A 17,818-nucleotide genomic window follows, 5' to 3' on the forward strand; every position below is an offset into this window, starting at 1 on the left:
GGGCGGCCCTTCGCCGTGCCGACCGTGCGGTCAGCCGCCGAGGCCCGGCAGGCCGGGCAGGGCGCCGGTCAGCCCGCCGATGGGGGTCTTGTCGAGACCCGGCACGGACGGGACGGCGGCGCGCTGCTGGGTGACGCCGGCGAGCGGGGCCTCGGCGGCCGGAGCGGCGTGGCCGACGCTCGGGGCGAGGGTGCCCAGCGTGCCGGTGACCTTGTCGGCACCGGGCAGCTTGGCGGCGGTGTCGGTGACCGCACCGGTCACCGCGGGGTTCGTCACCGCGCCGGTGGGCAGCCCGAGGCCGCCGGGCGCCGGGGCGGCGTCGGCGGAGGCGGTGCCGGCGCCGATCGCCGCGATGGCGATGCCGAGCGCCGCGGTGCCGGCGGCCTTGAGAGCCTGCTTCATGGTTCGTCCCCTTGGGTCCTCGTCGGTGGCCGACGACGCGTACGGCTTCGGCGGACGGGCGACCGCCACCGTGCCTGGTCGGCAATGACTGGCACACCGTAGTGAGCCGGTCGCGCGAGAACCAAAGGGCGTTCACTCACCGGAGTGAGTAGTCGGATGAACGCCAACTTTCCTGCGGGAAAGCGGCGTTCATCCGTCGACCGGGGTCGGGCGACCCGGTACGGCTCAGTTGCCGCCGGTGCCCGCGCTGAACAGCCACTCCGCCTTCAGTTCGGCGTAGCCCGGCTTGATCACGTCGTTGATCATCGCCAGTCGCTCGTCGAACGGCAGGAACGCGGACTTCATCGCGTTCACGGTGAACCACTCCATGTCGCCCAGCGTGTAGCCGAAGGCCTCCACCAGGTGGCCGAACTCCCGGCTCATGCTGGTGCCGCTCATCAGGCGGTTGTCGGTGTTCACGGTGACCCGGAACTTCAGCCGGCTGAGCAGGCCGATCGGGTGCTCGGCGTACGAGGTGGCCGCCGCGGTCTGGAGGTTGGAGGTCGGGCACATCTCCAGCGGGATGCGCTTGTCGCGCACGTACGCCGCCAGCCGGCCGAGCTCGACGCTGCCGTCCTCGTTCACCGTGATGTCGTCGACGATCCGCACGCCGTGGCCGAGGCGGTCGGCGCCGCAGCACTGCAGGGCCTCCCAGATCGACGGCAGGCCGAAGGCCTCGCCCGCGTGGATGGTGAAGTGGTTGTTCTCGCCCTTGAGGTAGTCGAAGGCGGCCTGGTGGCGGGTGGGGGGGTAGCCGGCCTCGGCGCCCGCGATGTCGAAGCCGACGACGCCCTGGTCGCGGTGGCGGTTGGCCAGCTCCGCGATCTCCTGCGAGCGGGCGGCGTGCCGCATCGCGGTGATCAGGGTGCCGATGCGGATCCGGTGGCCGGCCGCGCGGGCGTTGGCCTCGCCGAGGCGGAAGCCCTCCTGGACGGCCTCGACGACCTCGTCCAGGGTCAGGCCGCCCTCCAGGTGCTGCTCGGGGGCGTACCGGACCTCGGCGTAGACGACGCCGTCGGCGGCCAGGTCCTCGGCGCAGTCGGCGGCGACCTTGATCAGGGCGTCGCGGGTCTGCATGACGGCGCAGGTGTGCGCGAAGGTCTCCAGGTAGCGGACCAGCGAGCCGGAGTCGGCGGCCTCACGGAACCACTCGCCGAGTTCCTTGACGTCGGTGGTCGGGAGTCCCTGGTAGCCGACGGCGGCGGCCAGCTCGACGACGGTCTCCGGACGCAGCCCGCCGTCCAGGTGGTCGTGCAGCAGGACCTTCGGCGCGCGGCGGATCTGCTCGGCGGTGGGGATGCGCGGGCCGGTGCCCGCGGTGGTGACGGGGATCTGCTTTTCCATTGCGGAAATATAGCCCCTACGCGCGTAGACCCACCACCGGGCACACCACCGGATGGTCCAAACTCCACCCGGAATTCCACCGACCGGTCCATACGATCCGCCAAATCGCCCAACCTCCCGCAACGGCCGCGTCAGTCGTGCTGGAGCAGCCGTCCGCGCCGCGACAGCACGAAGTCCCGGAACGCCTCCGCCGGCGGCGTCAGCGGCCGCCCCGCCGCCCAGGCCAGCCCGACCGCACGCCGGGTGCGCGGCGCCGTCACCTCCAGCTCCACCACTCCGGGCCGCGGCACCAGCGCGGGCGGCAGCAGCGCCACCCCCAGCCCGGCCGCCACCAGCCCGCGCAGCGTCTCCGCCTCCTCCCCCTCGAACGCCAGCCGGGGCACGAACCCCGCCTCCGCACAGAAGCCGTCCGTGATCGCGCGCAGCCCGTACCCCTGCTCCAGCCCGACGAACGGCTCGTCGGCGACCTCCGCCAGCCGGATCCGCCGCCGCCCGGCCAGCCGGTGGTCCGCCGGGACGACCAGGTGCAGGCGCTGCTCGTCCAACGGGCGGCCGGCGAACGCCGGGTCGTCCGGCAGCGGCGCCACCAGGCAGAGGTCCAGCTCACCGGCCCGCAGCCGCTCCAGCATCGCCGCGCCGTAGTCCTGCACCAGCTGGAACCGCACCCGCGGGTGCGCCGCGCGGAAGCCGCGCAGCAGCGCCGGCACCGCGTCCGGCCCCATCGTGTGCAGGAAGCCGAACGCCACCAGCCCCGCCTCCGGGTCCGCCTCCGCCCGGGCCGCCTGCGCACCGCGCTCGACCTCGGCCAGCGCCCGCTCCACCGACCCCAGCAACAGCCGGCCCGCCCTGGTCAGCCGGACGGTGCGGCCCTGACGGGCCAGCAGGTCCACCCCCAGCTCCTCCTCCAGCCGGGCCACCGCGCGCGACAGCGTCGGCTGCGGCACCCCCAGCAGTGCGGCCGCCTGCGTCACGTGCTCCAGCCGGGCCACCGCCGCGAACTGCGCCAGCCTGGGCGCCAGCAGGACGGCCGGCTCGTCCGGCCCCAACTCGGCCGCCCGGTACCGCTGCTCGCCGCCGTCCGCCGGCTCCGGACCGGTCATCCCGCCACCACCTCGACTCATGCGTCAGTGCATCGATCATCCCTGCTTCATGCATTGGACGCATCAGCGACGCCGGGCCTACGGTCGACGGCATGCAGCCCTCAAGTACCAGGGCGTCCGCGCCCGCCCCGGACGCCCCCACCGCCACCGCATCCACCGCCGCACCCACCGTCGACGTCCCCGCCGCCGGTGTCCACACCGCGGACGACCGCCACCGCCCCGGCCAGCGCGCCTTCCGCCGCGCCAACCTCGCCCTGTTCGCCGCCGGGGTCGCGACCTTCGTCCTGCTCTACTCCACCCAGGGCCTGCTGCCGGTCCTCTCGGCCGACCTCGACCTCACCCCGGGCCAGGCCAGCTGGACGGCCTCCGCCGCCACCCTCGGACTCGCCCTCGGCCTGCTCCCCGCGAGCGCCCTCTCCGACCGGTACGGCCGCACCGCGGTGATGACGGCCTCCACCCTCGCCGCCTCCGCCCTCGCCCTCGCCCTGCCCTTCGCGCCGGACCTCACCACCCTCGTGGTGCTGCGGGTCGTCCAGGGCGCTGCCCTCGCCGGGCTCCCGGCCACCGCCATGGCCTACCTCGCCGAGGAGGTCCACCCGAGCGCCCTGGCCTCCGCGATGGGCCTGTACGTGGCCGGCAACAGCATCGGCGGCATGGGCGGCCGGCTGCTGTCCGGCTGGACCGCCGCCGCCCTCGGCTGGCGCTGGGGCCTGGCCGCCTCCGCCGCCCTCGCCCTGCTCGCCACCCTGGTGTTCCGGCTGCTGATCCCCGCCGCCCGGCACTTCACCCCCACCCCGGTGGACGCCCGAGCCCTCGTCAGGACCGTCGGACGGCACCTGCGCAACCCGCTGCTGGTGCGGCTGTACGCGCTCGGGATGCTCTTCATGGCCGTGTTCGGCGCGGTCTACAACACCGTCGGCTACCGGCTGATCGGCGCGCCGTTCCACCTGCCGGAGTCAATCGCCGCCTCGATCTTCGTGGTTTACCTGGTCGGCACCGGCACCTCCGCCGCGGCCGGCCGGCTCTCCGGGCGCCTCGGCCGCCGCGGCGCCCTCTACGTCTCCGTCGGCGTCACCGCGGCCGGCCTGCTGCTCTCCCTCGCCGAGTCCCTGACCTGCGCCCTGCTCGGTCTGGTCCTGATCACCGCCGGCTTCTTCGCCGGGCACGCCACCGCGTCCTCCGCGGTCGGCCGCACCGCCACCGAGGGCCGCGCCCAGGCCTCCGCCCTCTACCTGATCGCCTACTACCTCGGGAACAGCCTCGGCGGCACCCTCGGCGCCGACGCCTACCACGTCACCGGCTGGCCCGGCGCCGCCGCCGTCGGCCTCACCGCCATGGCCCTCGCCGCCGGCGTCACCCTCTACGCCACCCACCGGGCCCACATCGCAGCGCAACGGACGGTCACCGGAATCTGACATCACGTGTCGGGTCCCGTCGATGCCATCCGGACCATGAGCATCGATCCTGCCGTGTACGCCCGGCTGCGCGAGATCGCGGAACAGCTGCCGCAGGTGCCGGGGACAGGGAAGGTCGAGATCGCCGACGGCGAGATCGTCATGACGATCTCGCCGGTGAAACGCCATGAGCTCGCGGTCATCCGCCTGGCCCGGCAGCTCGACGCATTCCGTACTACCTGATCGTCGACCCACGTACGGGCACCGGCATCGTGCACTCGGAGCCCGGCTACGAGTCCCGCGAGAAGTTCGTCTTCGGTGACAAGATCGCCGTCGGTCCCTGGACGATCGACACCAGCGGTCTGCTCACGTACACCTGATCCGGCGTACGTGAGCAGACCTCAGGCCCCTCAGGCGATGCGGTCCAGCACGATCGGGTTCGGGGTGAACTCCGTGCCGGCCGGGGCGACGGTGATGCCGCCGGCCAGGGCCTCGATGGCGTAGTCGTAGCGCTCGGGGGTGTCGGTGTGGAGGGTCAGCAGGGGCTGGCCGGCCACGACGGTGTCACCCGGCTTGGCGTGCATCTCGACGCCGGCGCCGGCCTGGACCGGGTCCTCCTTGCGGGCGCGGCCGGCGCCCAGGCGCCAGGCGCAGACACCGACGGCGTAGGCGTCGAGCTCGGTGAGCACGCCGGAGGCGGGCGCGGGGATGACGTGCTGCTCGCGGGCGACCGGGAGCGGGGCGTCCACGTCGCCGCCCTGGGCGGCGATCATGCGGCGCCAGTGGTCCATCGCGGAGCCGTCGCGCAGCGCGTCCGCCGGGTCCTTGCCGTGCACGCCGGCCGCGGCGAGCATCTCGCGGGCGAGGGCGAGGGTCAGCTCGACGACGTCGGCCGGGCCGCCGCCGGCGAGGACCTCGACGGACTCGCGGACCTCCAGCGCGTTGCCCGCGGTGAGGCCGAGCGGGGTGGACATGTCGGTGAGCAGGGCGACGGTGTTGACGCCGGCGGTGGTGCCCAGGCCGACCATGGTGCGGGCGAGTTCGCGGGCGTTCTCGATGTTCTTCATGAACGCGCCGGAGCCGACCTTGACGTCGAGGACCAGCGCGCCGGTGCCCTCGGCGATCTTCTTGGACATGATGGAGGAGGCGATCAGCGGGATCGCCTCGACGGTGCCGGTGACGTCGCGCAGCGCGTACAGCTTCTTGTCGGCGGGCGCGAGGCCGTCGCCGGCGGCGCAGATGACCGCGCCGGCGTCGCGCAGCACGTCCATCATCTCCTCGTTGGAGAGCAGGGCGCGCCAGCCGGGGATGGACTCCAGCTTGTCCAGGGTGCCGCCGGTGTGGCCGAGGCCGCGGCCGGAGAGCTGCGGGACGGCGGCACCGCAGGCGGCGACCAGCGGGGCGAGCGGGAGGGTGATCTTGTCACCGACGCCACCGGTGGAGTGCTTGTCGCTGGTGGGCAGCGGCAGCGAGGAGAAGTCCATCCGGACGCCGGAGCGGATCATGGCGTCGGTCCAGCGGCTGATCTCGCGCGACTGCATGCCGTTCAGCAGGATCGCCATGGCCAGCGCCGACATCTGCTCGTCGGCGACCTCGCCGCGGGTGTAGGCGTCGATGACCCAGTCGATCTGAGCGTCGCTCAGCTCTCCGCGGTCGCGCTTGGTCCTGATGACGGAGATGGCGTCCATGCGTGCTCCCAGTGCAGTTGCTAAAGGCGTGGGGTCTGAAGGCGTGGGGTCTAAAAGCGGGAAAAGCGAAGAGTGCCGCGAGATGACCGGGTTCCGGCCCACTCGCGACACTCTACGCGCGTAACAAACAGCGAAGCTAGAGCCGCTCCGGCCCGAACGCGTCGGGCAGGAGCTCGCTCATCGGCTTGACGCCCGAGGCGAGCTCGATCAGCAGGTCGGGCCCGCCGTGCTCGTACAGCAACTGGCGGCAGCGCCCGCACGGCATCAGCAGCTCACCGGTGCCGTCCACACAGGTGAACGCGGTCAGCCGCCCGCCACCGGTGGCGTGCAGCGCGGACACCAGCCCGCACTCGGCGCACAGCCCGAGCCCGTACGAGGCGTTCTCGACGTTGCAGCCGGTGACCACCCGTCCGTCGTCCACCAGCGCGGCCGCACCGACCGGGAACTTGCTGTACGGGGCGTACGCGTGGCCCATCGCCTCGCGCGCGGCCTCGCGCAGCCGCTCCCAGTCGACCGCGGGGGCGGTCACTTGCCCTGGCCCTTGCGGTAGATCTGGCCGTCCGCCTTCGGCATCCGCAGCCGCTGCGAGGCCAGCGAGAGCACCACCAGGGTGATCAGGTACGGCGTGGCCACGATCAGCGGACGCTGGACCTCGTCGGTCAGCGCGTACCAGGCGCCCATGCCGCCGGCCACCACCAGCGAGATCACCGCACCGGTGAACTTGCGGCGGTACAGCTGCCAGAGGGCGAGCAGCGCCATCGCGATGGAGATCACGAGGAGCAGCACGTGCACCGAGCCCGGGTCGCGCAGCTGGAGGCTGTCGGTGAAGCCGAACAGGCCGGCGCCCATGGCGAGACCGCCGGGCATCCAGTTGCCGAAGATCATCGCCGCGAGGCCGATGAAGCCGCGGCCGAGGGTCTGGCCGTCCTTGTAGAAGTGCGCGGCGACCAGCGAGAGGTACGCACCGCCGAGGCCCGCGAAGGCGCCGGAGGCGGTGACCGCGAGGTACTTGTACTTGTAGACGTTGACGCCCAGCGACTCGGCGGCGGTCGGGTTCTCACCGCAGGAGCGCAGCCGCAGGCCGAACACCGTGCGCCAGAGCGCGAAGTAGGTGACCACGATCAGCACGGCCGCCAGGACCACGACCACCGAGATGTTGGTGACCAGGCCGCCGAGCACGCCGGCGAGGTCCGAGACGAAGAACCAGTGGTGGTTCTCGATGCCCTTCAGCCAGGAGGACAGCCCGGGGACGGTGATGTACGGCAGCGGATCCGCCGGCGGGGACTGGTTCGCCCCGGCACCGGCCGAGATGTAGTCCTTGTAGTAGATCCGGTTGACGTACGCGCAGATACCGGGGATCAGCAGGTTGATGCCGACGCCGGAGACGATGTGGTCGACGCCGAAGGTGACGGTGATGACCGCGTGCAGCAGACCGCCGAGCGCGCCGCCGGCCATGCCGGCCAGCAGGCCGACCCACGGGTTGACCAGGTAACCGGCCCAGGCACCGCAGAAGGTGCCGGCGACCATCATGCCTTCGAGGCCGATGTTGACCACACCGGCCCGCTCGGACCAGAGACCGCCGAGACCGGCCATGCCGATCGGCACGGCGGCGCTGAGCGCGGCGGTGACCTGACCGGAGGAGGTCAGCGAGTGGTTGCCGGTGGCCATGCCCACGGCGGAGAACAGGACCAGGGCGCCCGCGATCAGGAGCAGGACCACCGGCCAGGACAGCTTGCGCTTCTTCGCAGGTGCGCCCGGCGCCTTCGGGCGAGCGGCGGTAGCGGTGCTCACGCGGACACCTCCTTCTTCTCAGCGGCCGCGAGCTGGGCGGCGAGCTGCTCGCCGACCTTCTTCTGCTGGCGGGTCAGGCCGTAGCGGCGCACCAGCTCGTACGCGACGACGACGCAGATGACGATGGTGCCCTGCATGACCGAGACGATCTCGGACGGGAAGCCGCCCTGGAGCGGCAGCTGGGCACCGGTGGCGTCCAGGAAGGCGAACAGCAGGGCCGCGAAGGCCATGCCGATCGGGCTGTTCCGGCCCAGCAGGGCGATCGAGATCCCGAGGAAGCCCAGGTTCTGCTGGAAGGTCTGCCCGTAGTAGAACGAGTTCTGCAGCAGCTCCGGCATGCCGATCAGACCGGCGATGCCGCCGGAGACCGCCATCGAGATGATCACCATCTTCTTGACGTTCACACCGGAGGCGGTCGCCGCGGACTCCGAGCGGCCGGTGGCGCGCAGGTCGAAGCCGAAGCGGGTGCGGGTCAGGGTGAACTGGAACAGCACGCCGACCGCGACGGCGACGAAGAGGAAGCCCCAGAGCGGGCCGCCGGCCGTCTCGATCGAGAAGAAGTGGCTGGACTGCGAGATCGGATCGGTCTGGATCGAGTTGCTGGTGCCGCTCACCTTCGGCGCGAAGATGCCCGGGGCCAGCAGCAGACCGACGATCGCGAGCGCGATGGCGTTCAGCATGATGGTCGAGATGACCTCGCTGACGCCGCGGAAGACCTTCAGCAGACCGGCGATGCTCGCGTACAGACCGCCCACCAGCATGGCGGTGACCAGCAGCAGCGGGATCTGGATGATCGCGGGCAGGTCGACCTGGGTGCCGATGTACGCCGCGAACAGCGCCGCGACCTTGTACTGGCCCTCGACGCCGATGTTGAACAGGTTCATCCGGAACCCGAACGCGGCGGCCGCGGCGGCCAGGTAGTACGTGGTGGAGCGGTTCAGGATGGCCACCTGGCCGTCCGACTTGGTGGCGTACGTGATCATCACGTTCCACGCGTCGAACGGGTTCTTGCCCGAGGTCGCCAGCAGGACGGAGCAGATCGCGACGGAGAGCACGACCGCGAGCACCGGCGCCGCCAGTGCGAGCACGATCCGCTCACCGCTGATCCGCTCCGCCAGGCTGCGCTTGGCGGCGGGGTTGGGACTGGTCATGTGGTTACTCCCCCGCCTGCGGGTCGTCGGCGGTGTCGGACGGGCCGGTGTGCTCGGCCTCGGTGCCCTCGGCGGCGAGCGCCTGGGCCTCGGCGAGCGCGTCCGGCTCGGACTCGAGGTGACCGCGGGCGGCACCGGTCATCGCGGTGCCCAGGTCCTCGGCGGTCACGGTGGCCGGGTCGGCGTCCGCGACCAGGCGGCCGCGGTAGATGACCCGGATGGTGTCGGAGAGCCCGATCAGCTCGTCCAGGTCGGCGGAGATCAGCAGGACGGCCAGGCCGGCCCGCTGGGCGACCCGGATGTGCTCCCAGATCTGGGCCTGCGCGCCGACGTCGACACCGCGGGTGGGGTGCGCGGCGATCAGCAGCTTGGGCTGGTGGCTCATCTCGCGGCCGATGATCAGCTTCTGCTGGTTGCCGCCGGAGAGCGAGGCCGCGGTGACCTCGATGCCGGGGGTGCGGACGTCGTACTCCTCGACGATCCGCTGGGTGTCCGTCCGGGCACCGGCCGGGTCGAGCAGGACGCCCTTGGAGTTGGGCACCTCGGTGACGTGGCCGAGGATGCGGTTCTCCCAGAGCGGGGCCTCCAGCAGCAGGCCGTGCTTGTGGCGGTCCTCGGGGATGTAGCCGATGCCGGCCTCGCGGCGGGCCCGGGTCAGGGTGCCGGAGAGGTCGTTGCCGTCCAGGGTCACGGAGCCGCCGTCCAGCGGCAGCATGCCCATGATGGCCTCGACCAGTTCGGCCTGGCCGTTGCCCTCGACGCCGGCGATGCCGAGGATCTCACCCTTGTGGATGCGCAGCGAGATGTCGTCCAGGACGACGCGCTCGATGCCCTCGGCGTCGGTCTTGGCGATCCGCAGGTCCTTGACGTCGAGCATCTCGGTCGTGGTGACCGTGGACTCGCGGCTCTCCGGGGAGGGCAGCTCGGCGCCGACCATCATCTCGGCGAGCTGGCGGGCGGTGACCGCCTTCGGGTCGGCGTCGCCGACCGTGGTGCCGCGCCGGATGACGCTGATCGCGTCCGCGACCGCCAGCACCTCGTGCAGCTTGTGCGAGATGAAGATGACGGTGACGCCCTCGGACTTGAGCTCGCGCAGGTTGTCGAACAGTGCGTCGACCTCCTGCGGGACCAGCACGGCCGTGGGCTCGTCGAGGATCAGGATCTTGGCGCCGCGGTACAGCACCTTGAGGATCTCGACGCGCTGGCGCTCGGCGACGCCGAGGTCCTCGACCAGGGCGTCCGGGCGCACGCCCAGGCCGTACTGGTCGGAGATCTCCTTGATCTTCGCCTTCGCCTTGGCGCCGATGCCGTGGATGTGCTCGCCGCCGAGGACGACGTTCTCCAGCACCGTGAGGTAGTCGGCGAGCATGAAGTGCTGGTGCACCATGCCGATGCCGCGGGAGATGGCGTCGCCGGGGGTGCTGAACTCGCACAGCTCGCCGTTGATCGCGATGGTGCCCTCGTCCGGCTTCTGCATGCCGTAGAGGATCTTCATCAGCGTCGACTTGCCGGCGCCGTTCTCACCCATCAGGGCGTGCACGGTGCCCGTGCGGACGGTGAGGTTGATGTCGTGGTTGGCCACGACACCGGGGAAGCGCTTGGTGATGCCGCGCAGCTCGACGGCCGTTGTCGCCGTCCCCGCGCTGGGGGTGCCGTCCTTGCGCAGGGGGACGGGATCGGATGCGGTGATGGCGATCTCCTGGTGGTCTGGAGGCGCGTCGTTGCGCTGGGAGGGCCAAGGTGGGGAAACGTGGGGACGGGACGGGGCCCGGGGGTGCGCGTTGAGCGCACCCTTCCGGGCCCCTCCCGTGCCTGTGTCGATCATCGCTCTGCCGGGCAGGCGGCAGGCGTTGTCACGTCCGGGACGCGCGGACCTTACTGGGTCGGCGCGGTCGGGATGGTGGTGGCGCCGCTCTTGATGGCGTCGGCGGCGGCCTTCAGCTGCGGCTGGATGTCGTCGATCTTGCCACCGGTGGTGGCGAGCGAGACGCCGTCGGCCTTCAGGTCGAAGAGCTTGACGCCGGTGAAGGCGTTGCCCTTCTTGACCGAGTCGATGTACGCGAAGACCGCGTTGTCGACGTTCTTGACCATCGAGGTCATGATGCTGTTCTTGTACTTCGCCAGGGCCGGCTGGCTGGCCTGGTCGGAGTCGACACCGATGGCCAGGGCGCCCTGCTTGTTGGCGACGGCCTCGATGGCACCGTTGCCGGAGGAGCCGGCGGCGGTGTAGATGATGTCCGCGCCCTTGTCGAGCTGGCCCTGCGCGGCTTCCTTGCCCTTGTCGGGCGAGTTGAAGCCGGTGAAGTCCGGCGGGGTGGTCAGGTAGGTGGTCTCGACGACGATGTTCGGGTCGACGGACTTCACACCCGCCTTGTAACCGGCCTCGAACTTCTTGATCAGCTCGGACTGCACACCGCCGATGAAGCCGACGTGCTTGGCCTTCGACTTGTTCGCAGCGGCGACACCGGCCAGGTACGAACCCTCCTGCTCGGCGAAGAGCAGCGAGGTGACGTTGGACGGCTGGTCCTTGTCGTTCGAGTCGATGATCGCGAACTTGACGTTCGGGTTGTCCTTGGCGATCTTGTTGACCGCCGGCTGGTACACGAAGCCGACCGCGATGATGGTCTTGTAGCCGGCGTCGACCAGGTTCTTGAGGCGGGTCTCCTTGTCGGCCTCGGCCTCGCCGGACTTGGCCTCGGCCTCGGTCACGGAGGCGCCCAGCTCGGCCTTGGCCTTGTCGAGACCGCGCGCGGCGGAGTCGTTGAACGACTGGTCGCCGCGGCCACCGATGTCGTAGGCCATGCCGACCTTGAGCGAACCGTCGCCCGAGGCGGAGGAGGAGGTGCTGTCGGTGCTCTTTGCGCCGCAAGCGGCGAGCGAGGCCATGCCCAGGGAACCCGAGAGCACAACCGCGGCGAGCTTCATTGAACGGCGCAAGGGAGTTTCTCCTTCTGACACGCAACCGTTTGGCGTGGTCGGACGCCACCGTAACGCGCGTAGAACACGGTTGTGTTACGGGGTGCCAGAGCATTCGGGTTGTTATCAAACCGTGGTCTGACACCCGTCCCGAGGCTCTTTCCCCCCACACGGACGGTGGTACGAGGTTGGTTCGGCCCAGTTTACGGAACCGCCACCCGAACCCCGGATCCCGACGATCAGCCCACGGCCGGCCACCCGGCCCGCGGGCTGCGCCCTCAGTCGCCGTCCGCCCCCAGGGCCAGCGCCGCGAAGAGCTCGGCACCGATGCCGATCGCCCGCTCGTCCACGTCGAACCGCCCCTGGTGCAGGTCGCGGACGGCGGTGTCACCGGGAGCGCGGACGCCCAGCCGGGCCAGCGCGCCCGGGGCGTGCTCCAGGTACCAGGAGAAGTCCTCGCCGCCGAGGCTCTGCTCGGTGCCCTCCACCACCTGCCGGCCGTCCCGGCCGAACCGGGCGTTCATGACCTCGTCCAGCAGCGTGACCGAGACCGCCTCGTTGACCACCGGCGGCACCCCGCGGTGGTAGTCCAGCGTCCACTTGGCCCGGTAGGTCTCGGCGAGCTTGGCGATCAGCTCGTGCAGCAGGTCCGGCGCCTCGCGCCAGCCGTCCAGCTCCAGGCAGCGGACGGTGCCCTCCAGCTCGGCGTGCTGCGGGATGACGTTGGGCGCGGAGCCGGCGGCGATCCGCCCCCAGACCAGGCTGACGCCCCAGCGCGGGTCCATCCGGCGGGCCAGCGCGCCGGGCAGGTCGGCGGCCATCCTGGCCACCGCGGTCACCAGGTCGGTGGTCAGGTGCGGACGGGCGGTGTGCCCCCCGGGGCCGTCCAGGTGCAGCACCAGGCGGTCGCAGGCCGAGGTGATCGCCCCGGTGCGCAGGGCGATCCGGCCGACCTCCACCTTCGGGTCGCAGTGCACCGCGAAGATCCGGCCGACGCCGTCCATCCCGCCGGCCTTGATCACGTCCAGCGCACCGCCCGGCATGACCTCCTCGGCCGGCTGGAAGACCAGCCGGACCGGACGGCGCAGCTCGCCGGTGCGGGCGGCCTCGGCCAGCACCAGACCGGTGCCGAGCACCACCGAGGTGTGCACGTCGTGACCGCAGGCGTGGGCCCGGCCGGGGACGGTCGAGCGGTACGGCACGTCGGTCTTGGCGTCGTCGATCGGCAGCGCGTCGATGTCGGCGCGGAAGGCCAGGAACTCGGCGCCCGGGGCGGTGCCGGCCGGGACGATGTCGACGAGCAGTCCGGTGCCGCCGGGCAGCACCCGGGGTTCGAGGCCGGCCGCCACCAGCCGGTCGCGCAGCAACCCGGTGGTGCGGAACTCCTGGCGGCCCAGCTCCGGATGCCGGTGCAGGTCACGGCGGAAGGCGATCAGCTCGGGCTCCAGCGCCTCGACCCGGTCGCGCAGTTCGACGGAGGGGCGTGCGGCCGCGAGAGTGGCGCCCGGCTGAGCGGGCTCAGGACGGTTCATCTCCCCAATCGTAGGCCTGTTGGGGGGATTTGGCCCGACTTTCGGAAAATTAGTCCCCGGATGGGCGCATACCGGCCGGACAGGTGGGTATGACATCTCGTTTCAGCCGCCTTCCCCGGGTTGCTTGCCCTGTGCAACGATCCCCCGCGCCGGCGGTCACGGTCGTCACTTCGCCGACGGCACTGGGATGTTGACGGCCGTTCAGCCGGTGCTCAGAAGCGCTCCACCGGAGCGTACGTCCCCCACACCTCCCTGAGCGCGTCGCACACCTCGCCCACCGTGGCCCGGGCGGCCAGCGCCTCCTTCATCGGGTACAGCACGTTCCCCGGACCCGCGGCAGTGCGGCGCAACCCGTCCAGCGCCCGGGTGACGGCGCCGGACGAGCGCTCGGACCGCAGCCGGGCCAGCCGCCCGGTCTGCTGCCGTTCGAGGGCCGGGTCCACCCGCAGCGGCTGGTAGGGCTCCTCCGTGTCCGACCGGAAGCGGTTGACGCCGACCACGGTCCGCTCGCCGGAGTCGGTCTCCTGCTGGAGGCGGTAGGCGGTGCGCTCGATCTCGCCCTTCTGGAAGCCCTGTTCGATCGCGGCCACCGCGCCACCCCGGTCCTCGATCCGGGCCATCAGCGCCGACGCGGCGGCCTCCACGTCGTCGGTGAGCGACTCGACGGCGTACGACCCGGCGAACGGGTCGACGGTGGCGGTCAGGTCGGTCTCGTGGGCGAGCACCTGCTGGGTGCGCAGGGCGAGCCGGGCCGCCTTCTCGGTGGGCAGCGCGATCGCCTCGTCGTAGCCGTTCGTGTGCAGCGACTGGGTGCCGCCGAACACCGCGGCGAGCGCCTGCACCGTGACCCGGGCCAGGTTGACCTCGGGCTGCTGGGCCGTGAGCTGCACCCCCGCGGTCTGGGTGTGGAAGCGCAGCATCTGCGAGCGCGGATCCCGCGCACCGAAGTCGTCACGCATGATTCTGGCCCAAATCCTGCGCGCGGCACGGAACTTGGCGACTTCCTCCAGAAGGGTCGTCCGGGCCACGAAGAAGAACGAGAGCCGGGGTGCGAAGTCGTCCACGGCCATCCCGGCGGCGATCGCGGTGCGGACGTAGGCGATGCCGTTGGCCAGGGTGAAGGCGATCTCCTGCGCGGGACCGGCCCCGGCCTCGGCCATGTGGTAGCCGGAGATGGAGATGGTGTTCCAGCGCGGGACCTCGGCCCGGCAGTACCGGAACAGGTCGGCGACCAGCCGCAGCGAGGGCTGCGGCGGGAAGATGTAGGTGCCGCGGGCGATGTACTCCTTCAGGACGTCGTTCTGGACCGTGCCGGTGAGCGCCGTCGACGCCACGCCCTGGGCCTCCCCGACCAGTTGGTAGAGGAGCAGGAGCAGGGCGGCGGGCGCGTTGATGGTCATCGAGGTGGACACCTCGCCGAGCGGGATGCCGTCGAGGAGCACCGCCATGTCCTCGACGCTGTCCACCGCCACGCCCACCTTGCCGACCTCCCCGGCCGCGAGCGGGGCGTCCGAGTCGTAGCCCATCTGGGTGGGCAGGTCGAAGGCGACCGACAGGCCGGTGCCGCCGCCGGCGATCAGCTGCCGGTAGCGGGCGTTGGACTCGGCGGCGGTGCCGAAGCCCGCGTACTGGCGCATCGTCCAGGGCCGCCCGGTGTACATGGTCGGGTACACCCCCCGGGTGTAGGGGTACTCGCCCGGCCGGCCCAGGCGGGTCGCCGGGTCCCAGCCGGCCAGCGCCCCGGGGCCGTACAGCGGCTCGATCGGGAGGCCCGACTCGGAGAGCCGGGCCCGTTCCGGGGGGCAGCCCGGCTCTGCGCGGCGCGGATCGGCTGGCATGGGTCCCTCCGGAGGTCGGCCGGCACTGGTCCTCGCAATGTAGGACGCGACCGGTCCGCCGGGGCTCCGACGCGGTTGAGATGATCGGGTGAACGACCGATGAGCCCCCAGGGAGTGGCAATGACCGAGCAGAAGGTGGCCGTGGTCACCGGTGCCAGCAGCGGAATCGGCGCGGCGACCGCCCGCCGGCTTTCCGCCGAGGGCTACGACGTGGTGCTGACCGCCCGCCGCGCCGACCGGATCGAGGCGCTGGCCAAGGAGGTCGGCGGCCGGGCGTACCCGCTGGACGTCACCGACCGGGCCGCCGTGGACGCCTTCGCGGCCGAGGTCGGCCGGGTGGACGTCCTGGTGAACAACGCCGGCGGCGCGATCGGCGCCGAGACCGTCGAGCACGGCGACCCGGCCGACTGGCGCGCCATGTACGAGGTGAACGTGCTCGGCGTGCTGCACATGACGCAGGCGCTGCTGCCCGCTCTGCGGGCCACCGGCGACGGCACGGTCCTGGTGCTCTCCTCGACCGCCGCCCTGACCGCGTACGAGGGCGGCGGCGGGTACGTCGCCGCCAAGCACGCCGCGCACACCATCGCGGCCACGCTGCGGCTGGAGCTGTGCGGGGAGCCGATCCGGGTGATCGAGATCGCGCCCGGGATGGTGAAGTCCGAGGGCTTCGCGATCACCCGCTTCCGCGGCGACGAGGAGAAGGCCGCCGCCGTGTACGCGGGCGTGGCCGAGCCGCTGACCTCGGAGGACGTCGCGGACACCGTGGCCTGGGCGGTCACCAGGCCCCCGCACGTGAACATCGACCTGCTGGTGGTCCGCCCCCGGGCGCAGGCCGCCAACCACAAGGTCCACCGGGGCTGAGCCCCGGCGCGGGCGGCCCGGGGGCCAAGATCGAACACGTCACCACCCAGTGGTACACACGTGCGATGAGAACCTTCCGGGCCGCCCGCCCACGATTCCTGCTGACCGCCGTGGCGGCGGGCACCCTCCTCCTCACCACGGCCTGCGACGACACCGCCAAGCCTGCCGGGGACCGGGCCGCCGGCACCTCCGCACCCGCGAACCCCGCGGCCACCCCGGCCGCGACGGCCGGCACCTCCGCACCCGTCGGCCAGGCCGACCCGGCCCTCAAGCCCTTCTACGGCCAGCAGATCACCTGGGCGGACTGCCCGGCCGACCCCCAGGCCGAGAAGGCCAGGATCGACATCAGCGGCATGAAGTGCGGTCGGCTGCACGTCCCGCTCGACTACGCCCACCCCGCCGCCGATGCGATCGACCTCGCCCTGATCAAGTACCCGGCCGCCAAGCCGGACCAGCGGATCGGCTCGCTGATGGTCAACCCGGGCGGCCCGGGCGGCTCCGGCGTCGAGATGGTCAAGTACGGCGCCAAGGACTTCACCGGAACCCTGCACAACCGCTTCGACGTGGTCGGCTTCGACCCCCGCGGCACCGGCGACAGCGCCCCGGTCGTCTGCTACGACGACAAGCAGCACGACGCCGCCGAGCAGCAGGACGACCCGCTGGACCCGGCCGAGCGCAAGGCCGCGCACATCAAGCAGTCCACCGACCACGCCGCCGCCTGCCAGGCCAAGTCCGGCAGGCTGCTGCCCTTCGTCGGCACCCGCAACACCGCCCGCGACCTGGACGTGCTGCGCGCCGTCGTCGGCGACGAGAAGCTCAACTACCTGGGCATCTCCTACGGCACCTACCTCGGCGCGCTCTACGCCGAGGAGTTCCCGCGCAACACCGGCCGGCTCGTCCTCGACGGGGCCGTCGACCCCGCCCAGGACACCCTGGACCACGGCGTCGACCAGCAGGTCGGCTTCGAGAAGTCCTTCGAGCGCTTCGCCGCCGACTGCGTCGGGAACCACCCCGAGGACTGCCCGCTCGGCAAGGACAAGGACGCGGCCGCCAAGAAGGCCGCCGACTTCCTGGACGGCCTGCACGACAGCCCGCTCGGCACCAAGGACGGCCGCAAGCTCGGCCGCGACCTGGCCTGGACCGGCACCATCCAGATGCTCTACGGCGACGAGAAGACCTCCTGGAAGTACCTGCGGGCCGGGCTCGGCATGGCGATGACGATGAAGCGCGGCGACCTCCTGCTCGCCTTCGCCGACGAGTACAACGGCCGCGACGAGAACGGCCACTACAGCCCGATGGAGGAGTCCAACGGCGCGATCAGCTGCGCCGACGCCGCCCGACCCGCGCCCACGCCCGAACACGCCAGGGCCGCCGTGGACCGGCTGCTCGCCGAGGCGCCGCTGCTGTCCAAGGGCGTCACGGTGGACGACTACAGCGAGCCCGGCTGCGCCTACTGGCCGTTCAAGACGCAGGAGAAGCCGCACACCGTCCGGGCCGAGGGCAGCGCCCCGATCCTGGTGGTCGGCTCCACCGGCGACCCGGCCACCCCGTACGCCTCGGCCGAGTCCCTGGCCAAGGGCTTCGCCAGTGCCACCCTGCTCACCCGGGTCGGTGAGGGCCACGGCGCCTTCGGCAAGGGCAACACCTGCATCGACCGGGCCCTGGAGGCCTACCTGACCGAGGGCACCATGCCGGCCCCGGGCACCCGCTGCACCTGAGGCGACCACGCCGTCGGGCGGCGGCGGGCGGCGCCCGACGGACG

The 17,818-nt window shown here is 71.9% G+C and carries 15 protein-coding genes; 4 read left to right on the plus strand and 11 right to left on the minus strand.

The features are described 5' to 3' along the window. Positions 1-30: 30 nt before the first annotated feature. From ACFV04_RS26290 to ACFV04_RS26300, 3 genes are all read right to left on the minus strand, one after another. Complete coding sequence (locus ACFV04_RS26290) at positions 31-402, minus strand: ATP-binding protein (protein ID WP_360254827.1); 372 nt, start codon at positions 400-402, stop codon at positions 31-33. 225 nt (positions 403-627) lie between these two features. Continuing rightward, entirely contained in the window at positions 628-1,785 is a 1,158-nt protein-coding gene (locus ACFV04_RS26295) for an adenosine deaminase (protein ID WP_360254825.1), read from the minus strand. Positions 1,786-1,916: 131 nt separating this feature from the next. After that, positions 1,917-2,885, minus strand: a complete 969-nt coding sequence (locus ACFV04_RS26300) for a LysR family transcriptional regulator (protein WP_380532855.1) — start codon at positions 2,883-2,885, stop codon at positions 1,917-1,919. A 92-nt stretch (positions 2,886-2,977) separates the two neighbouring features. Between ACFV04_RS26300 and ACFV04_RS26305 the strand changes: the two genes are divergently transcribed. Further along, positions 2,978-4,300, plus strand: a complete 1,323-nt coding sequence (locus ACFV04_RS26305; RefSeq protein ID WP_380532858.1) for an MFS transporter — start codon at positions 2,978-2,980, stop codon at positions 4,298-4,300. A 36-nt stretch (positions 4,301-4,336) separates the two neighbouring features. Then, a complete protein-coding gene (locus ACFV04_RS26310; protein WP_380348645.1) occupies positions 4,337-4,522 on the plus strand; it encodes a hypothetical protein in 186 nt (61 codons plus the stop codon). 167 nt (positions 4,523-4,689) lie between these two features. Here ACFV04_RS26310 and ACFV04_RS26315 read toward each other — a convergent pair whose 3' ends face one another. From ACFV04_RS26315 to ACFV04_RS26350, 8 genes are all read right to left on the minus strand, one after another. Beyond that, positions 4,690-5,967: a thymidine phosphorylase gene (locus ACFV04_RS26315; protein ID WP_380348646.1), complete on the minus strand. Its 1,278-nt coding sequence runs from the start codon at positions 5,965-5,967 to the stop codon at positions 4,690-4,692. A 136-nt stretch (positions 5,968-6,103) separates the two neighbouring features. Further along, positions 6,104-6,496, minus strand: coding sequence for a cytidine deaminase (locus tag ACFV04_RS26320; protein ID WP_380348647.1), 393 nt, complete (start codon positions 6,494-6,496; stop codon positions 6,104-6,106). Beyond that, positions 6,493-7,758: an ABC transporter permease gene (locus tag ACFV04_RS26325; RefSeq protein WP_380348649.1), complete on the minus strand. Its 1,266-nt coding sequence runs from the start codon at positions 7,756-7,758 to the stop codon at positions 6,493-6,495. Before ACFV04_RS26325 ends, ACFV04_RS26320 begins: the two co-directional genes overlap by 4 nt. Continuing rightward, on the minus strand, positions 7,755-8,909 hold the full coding sequence (locus tag ACFV04_RS26330) for an ABC transporter permease (protein WP_380348651.1): 1,155 nt from the start codon (positions 8,907-8,909) through the stop codon (positions 7,755-7,757). Before ACFV04_RS26330 ends, ACFV04_RS26325 begins: the two co-directional genes overlap by 4 nt. Before the next feature lie 4 nt (positions 8,910-8,913). Continuing rightward, positions 8,914-10,734, minus strand: a complete 1,821-nt coding sequence (locus tag ACFV04_RS26335) for an ABC transporter ATP-binding protein (RefSeq protein ID WP_380348652.1) — start codon at positions 10,732-10,734, stop codon at positions 8,914-8,916. Between the two features lie 50 nt (positions 10,735-10,784). Next, positions 10,785-11,846 carry a BMP family protein gene (locus tag ACFV04_RS26340; RefSeq protein WP_380348654.1) on the minus strand — a complete coding sequence of 354 codons (1,062 nt, stop codon included), beginning with the start codon at positions 11,844-11,846 and terminating at the stop codon, positions 10,785-10,787. Positions 11,847-12,103: 257 nt separating this feature from the next. Beyond that, positions 12,104-13,357, minus strand: a complete 1,254-nt coding sequence (locus tag ACFV04_RS26345; RefSeq protein WP_380348656.1) for an amidohydrolase — start codon at positions 13,355-13,357, stop codon at positions 12,104-12,106. A gap of 212 nt (positions 13,358-13,569) precedes the next feature. Next, entirely contained in the window at positions 13,570-15,195 is a 1,626-nt protein-coding gene (locus tag ACFV04_RS26350) for a methylmalonyl-CoA mutase (RefSeq protein WP_380348657.1), read from the minus strand. A gap of 120 nt (positions 15,196-15,315) precedes the next feature. Here ACFV04_RS26350 and ACFV04_RS26355 point away from each other — a divergent pair, with 120 nt between their 5' ends. Together ACFV04_RS26355 and ACFV04_RS26360 are read left to right on the plus strand one after the other, a co-directional pair. After that, entirely contained in the window at positions 15,316-16,056 is a 741-nt protein-coding gene (locus ACFV04_RS26355; RefSeq protein ID WP_380348659.1) for an SDR family oxidoreductase, read from the plus strand. Positions 16,057-16,121: 65 nt separating this feature from the next. Further along, positions 16,122-17,774 carry an alpha/beta hydrolase gene (locus ACFV04_RS26360; protein ID WP_380532865.1) on the plus strand — a complete coding sequence of 551 codons (1,653 nt, stop codon included), beginning with the start codon at positions 16,122-16,124 and terminating at the stop codon, positions 17,772-17,774. Positions 17,775-17,818 lie beyond the last annotated feature (44 nt).

The organism is Kitasatospora sp. NPDC059599, from assembly GCF_042735125.1.
In the GTDB taxonomy this organism is placed as follows: Bacteria; Actinomycetota; Actinomycetes; order Streptomycetales; family Streptomycetaceae; genus Kitasatospora.

Coding starts and splice junctions, on each gene's coding strand:
- ACFV04_RS26305 (WP_380532858.1), top strand. CDS start 2,978: ATGCAGCCCTCAAGTACCAGGGCGTCCGCGCCCGCCCCGGACGCCCCC.
- ACFV04_RS26300 (WP_380532855.1), bottom strand. CDS start 2,885: ATGACCGGTCCGGAGCCGGCGGACGGCGGCGAGCAGCGGTACCGGGCG.
- ACFV04_RS26290 (WP_360254827.1), bottom strand. CDS start 402: ATGAAGCAGGCTCTCAAGGCCGCCGGCACCGCGGCGCTCGGCATCGCC.
- ACFV04_RS26335 (WP_380348652.1), bottom strand. CDS start 10,734: ATGATCGACACAGGCACGGGAGGGGCCCGGAAGGGTGCGCTCAACGCG.
- ACFV04_RS26345 (WP_380348656.1), bottom strand. CDS start 13,357: ATGAACCGTCCTGAGCCCGCTCAGCCGGGCGCCACTCTCGCGGCCGCA.
- ACFV04_RS26355 (WP_380348659.1), top strand. CDS start 15,316: ATGACCGAGCAGAAGGTGGCCGTGGTCACCGGTGCCAGCAGCGGAATC.
- ACFV04_RS26315 (WP_380348646.1), bottom strand. CDS start 5,967: ATGGACGCCATCTCCGTCATCAGGACCAAGCGCGACCGCGGAGAGCTG.
- ACFV04_RS26330 (WP_380348651.1), bottom strand. CDS start 8,909: ATGACCAGTCCCAACCCCGCCGCCAAGCGCAGCCTGGCGGAGCGGATC.
- ACFV04_RS26310 (WP_380348645.1), top strand. CDS start 4,337: ATGAGCATCGATCCTGCCGTGTACGCCCGGCTGCGCGAGATCGCGGAA.
- ACFV04_RS26360 (WP_380532865.1), top strand. CDS start 16,122: ATGAGAACCTTCCGGGCCGCCCGCCCACGATTCCTGCTGACCGCCGTG.
- ACFV04_RS26295 (WP_360254825.1), bottom strand. CDS start 1,785: ATGGAAAAGCAGATCCCCGTCACCACCGCGGGCACCGGCCCGCGCATC.
- ACFV04_RS26350 (WP_380348657.1), bottom strand. CDS start 15,195: ATGCCAGCCGATCCGCGCCGCGCAGAGCCGGGCTGCCCCCCGGAACGG.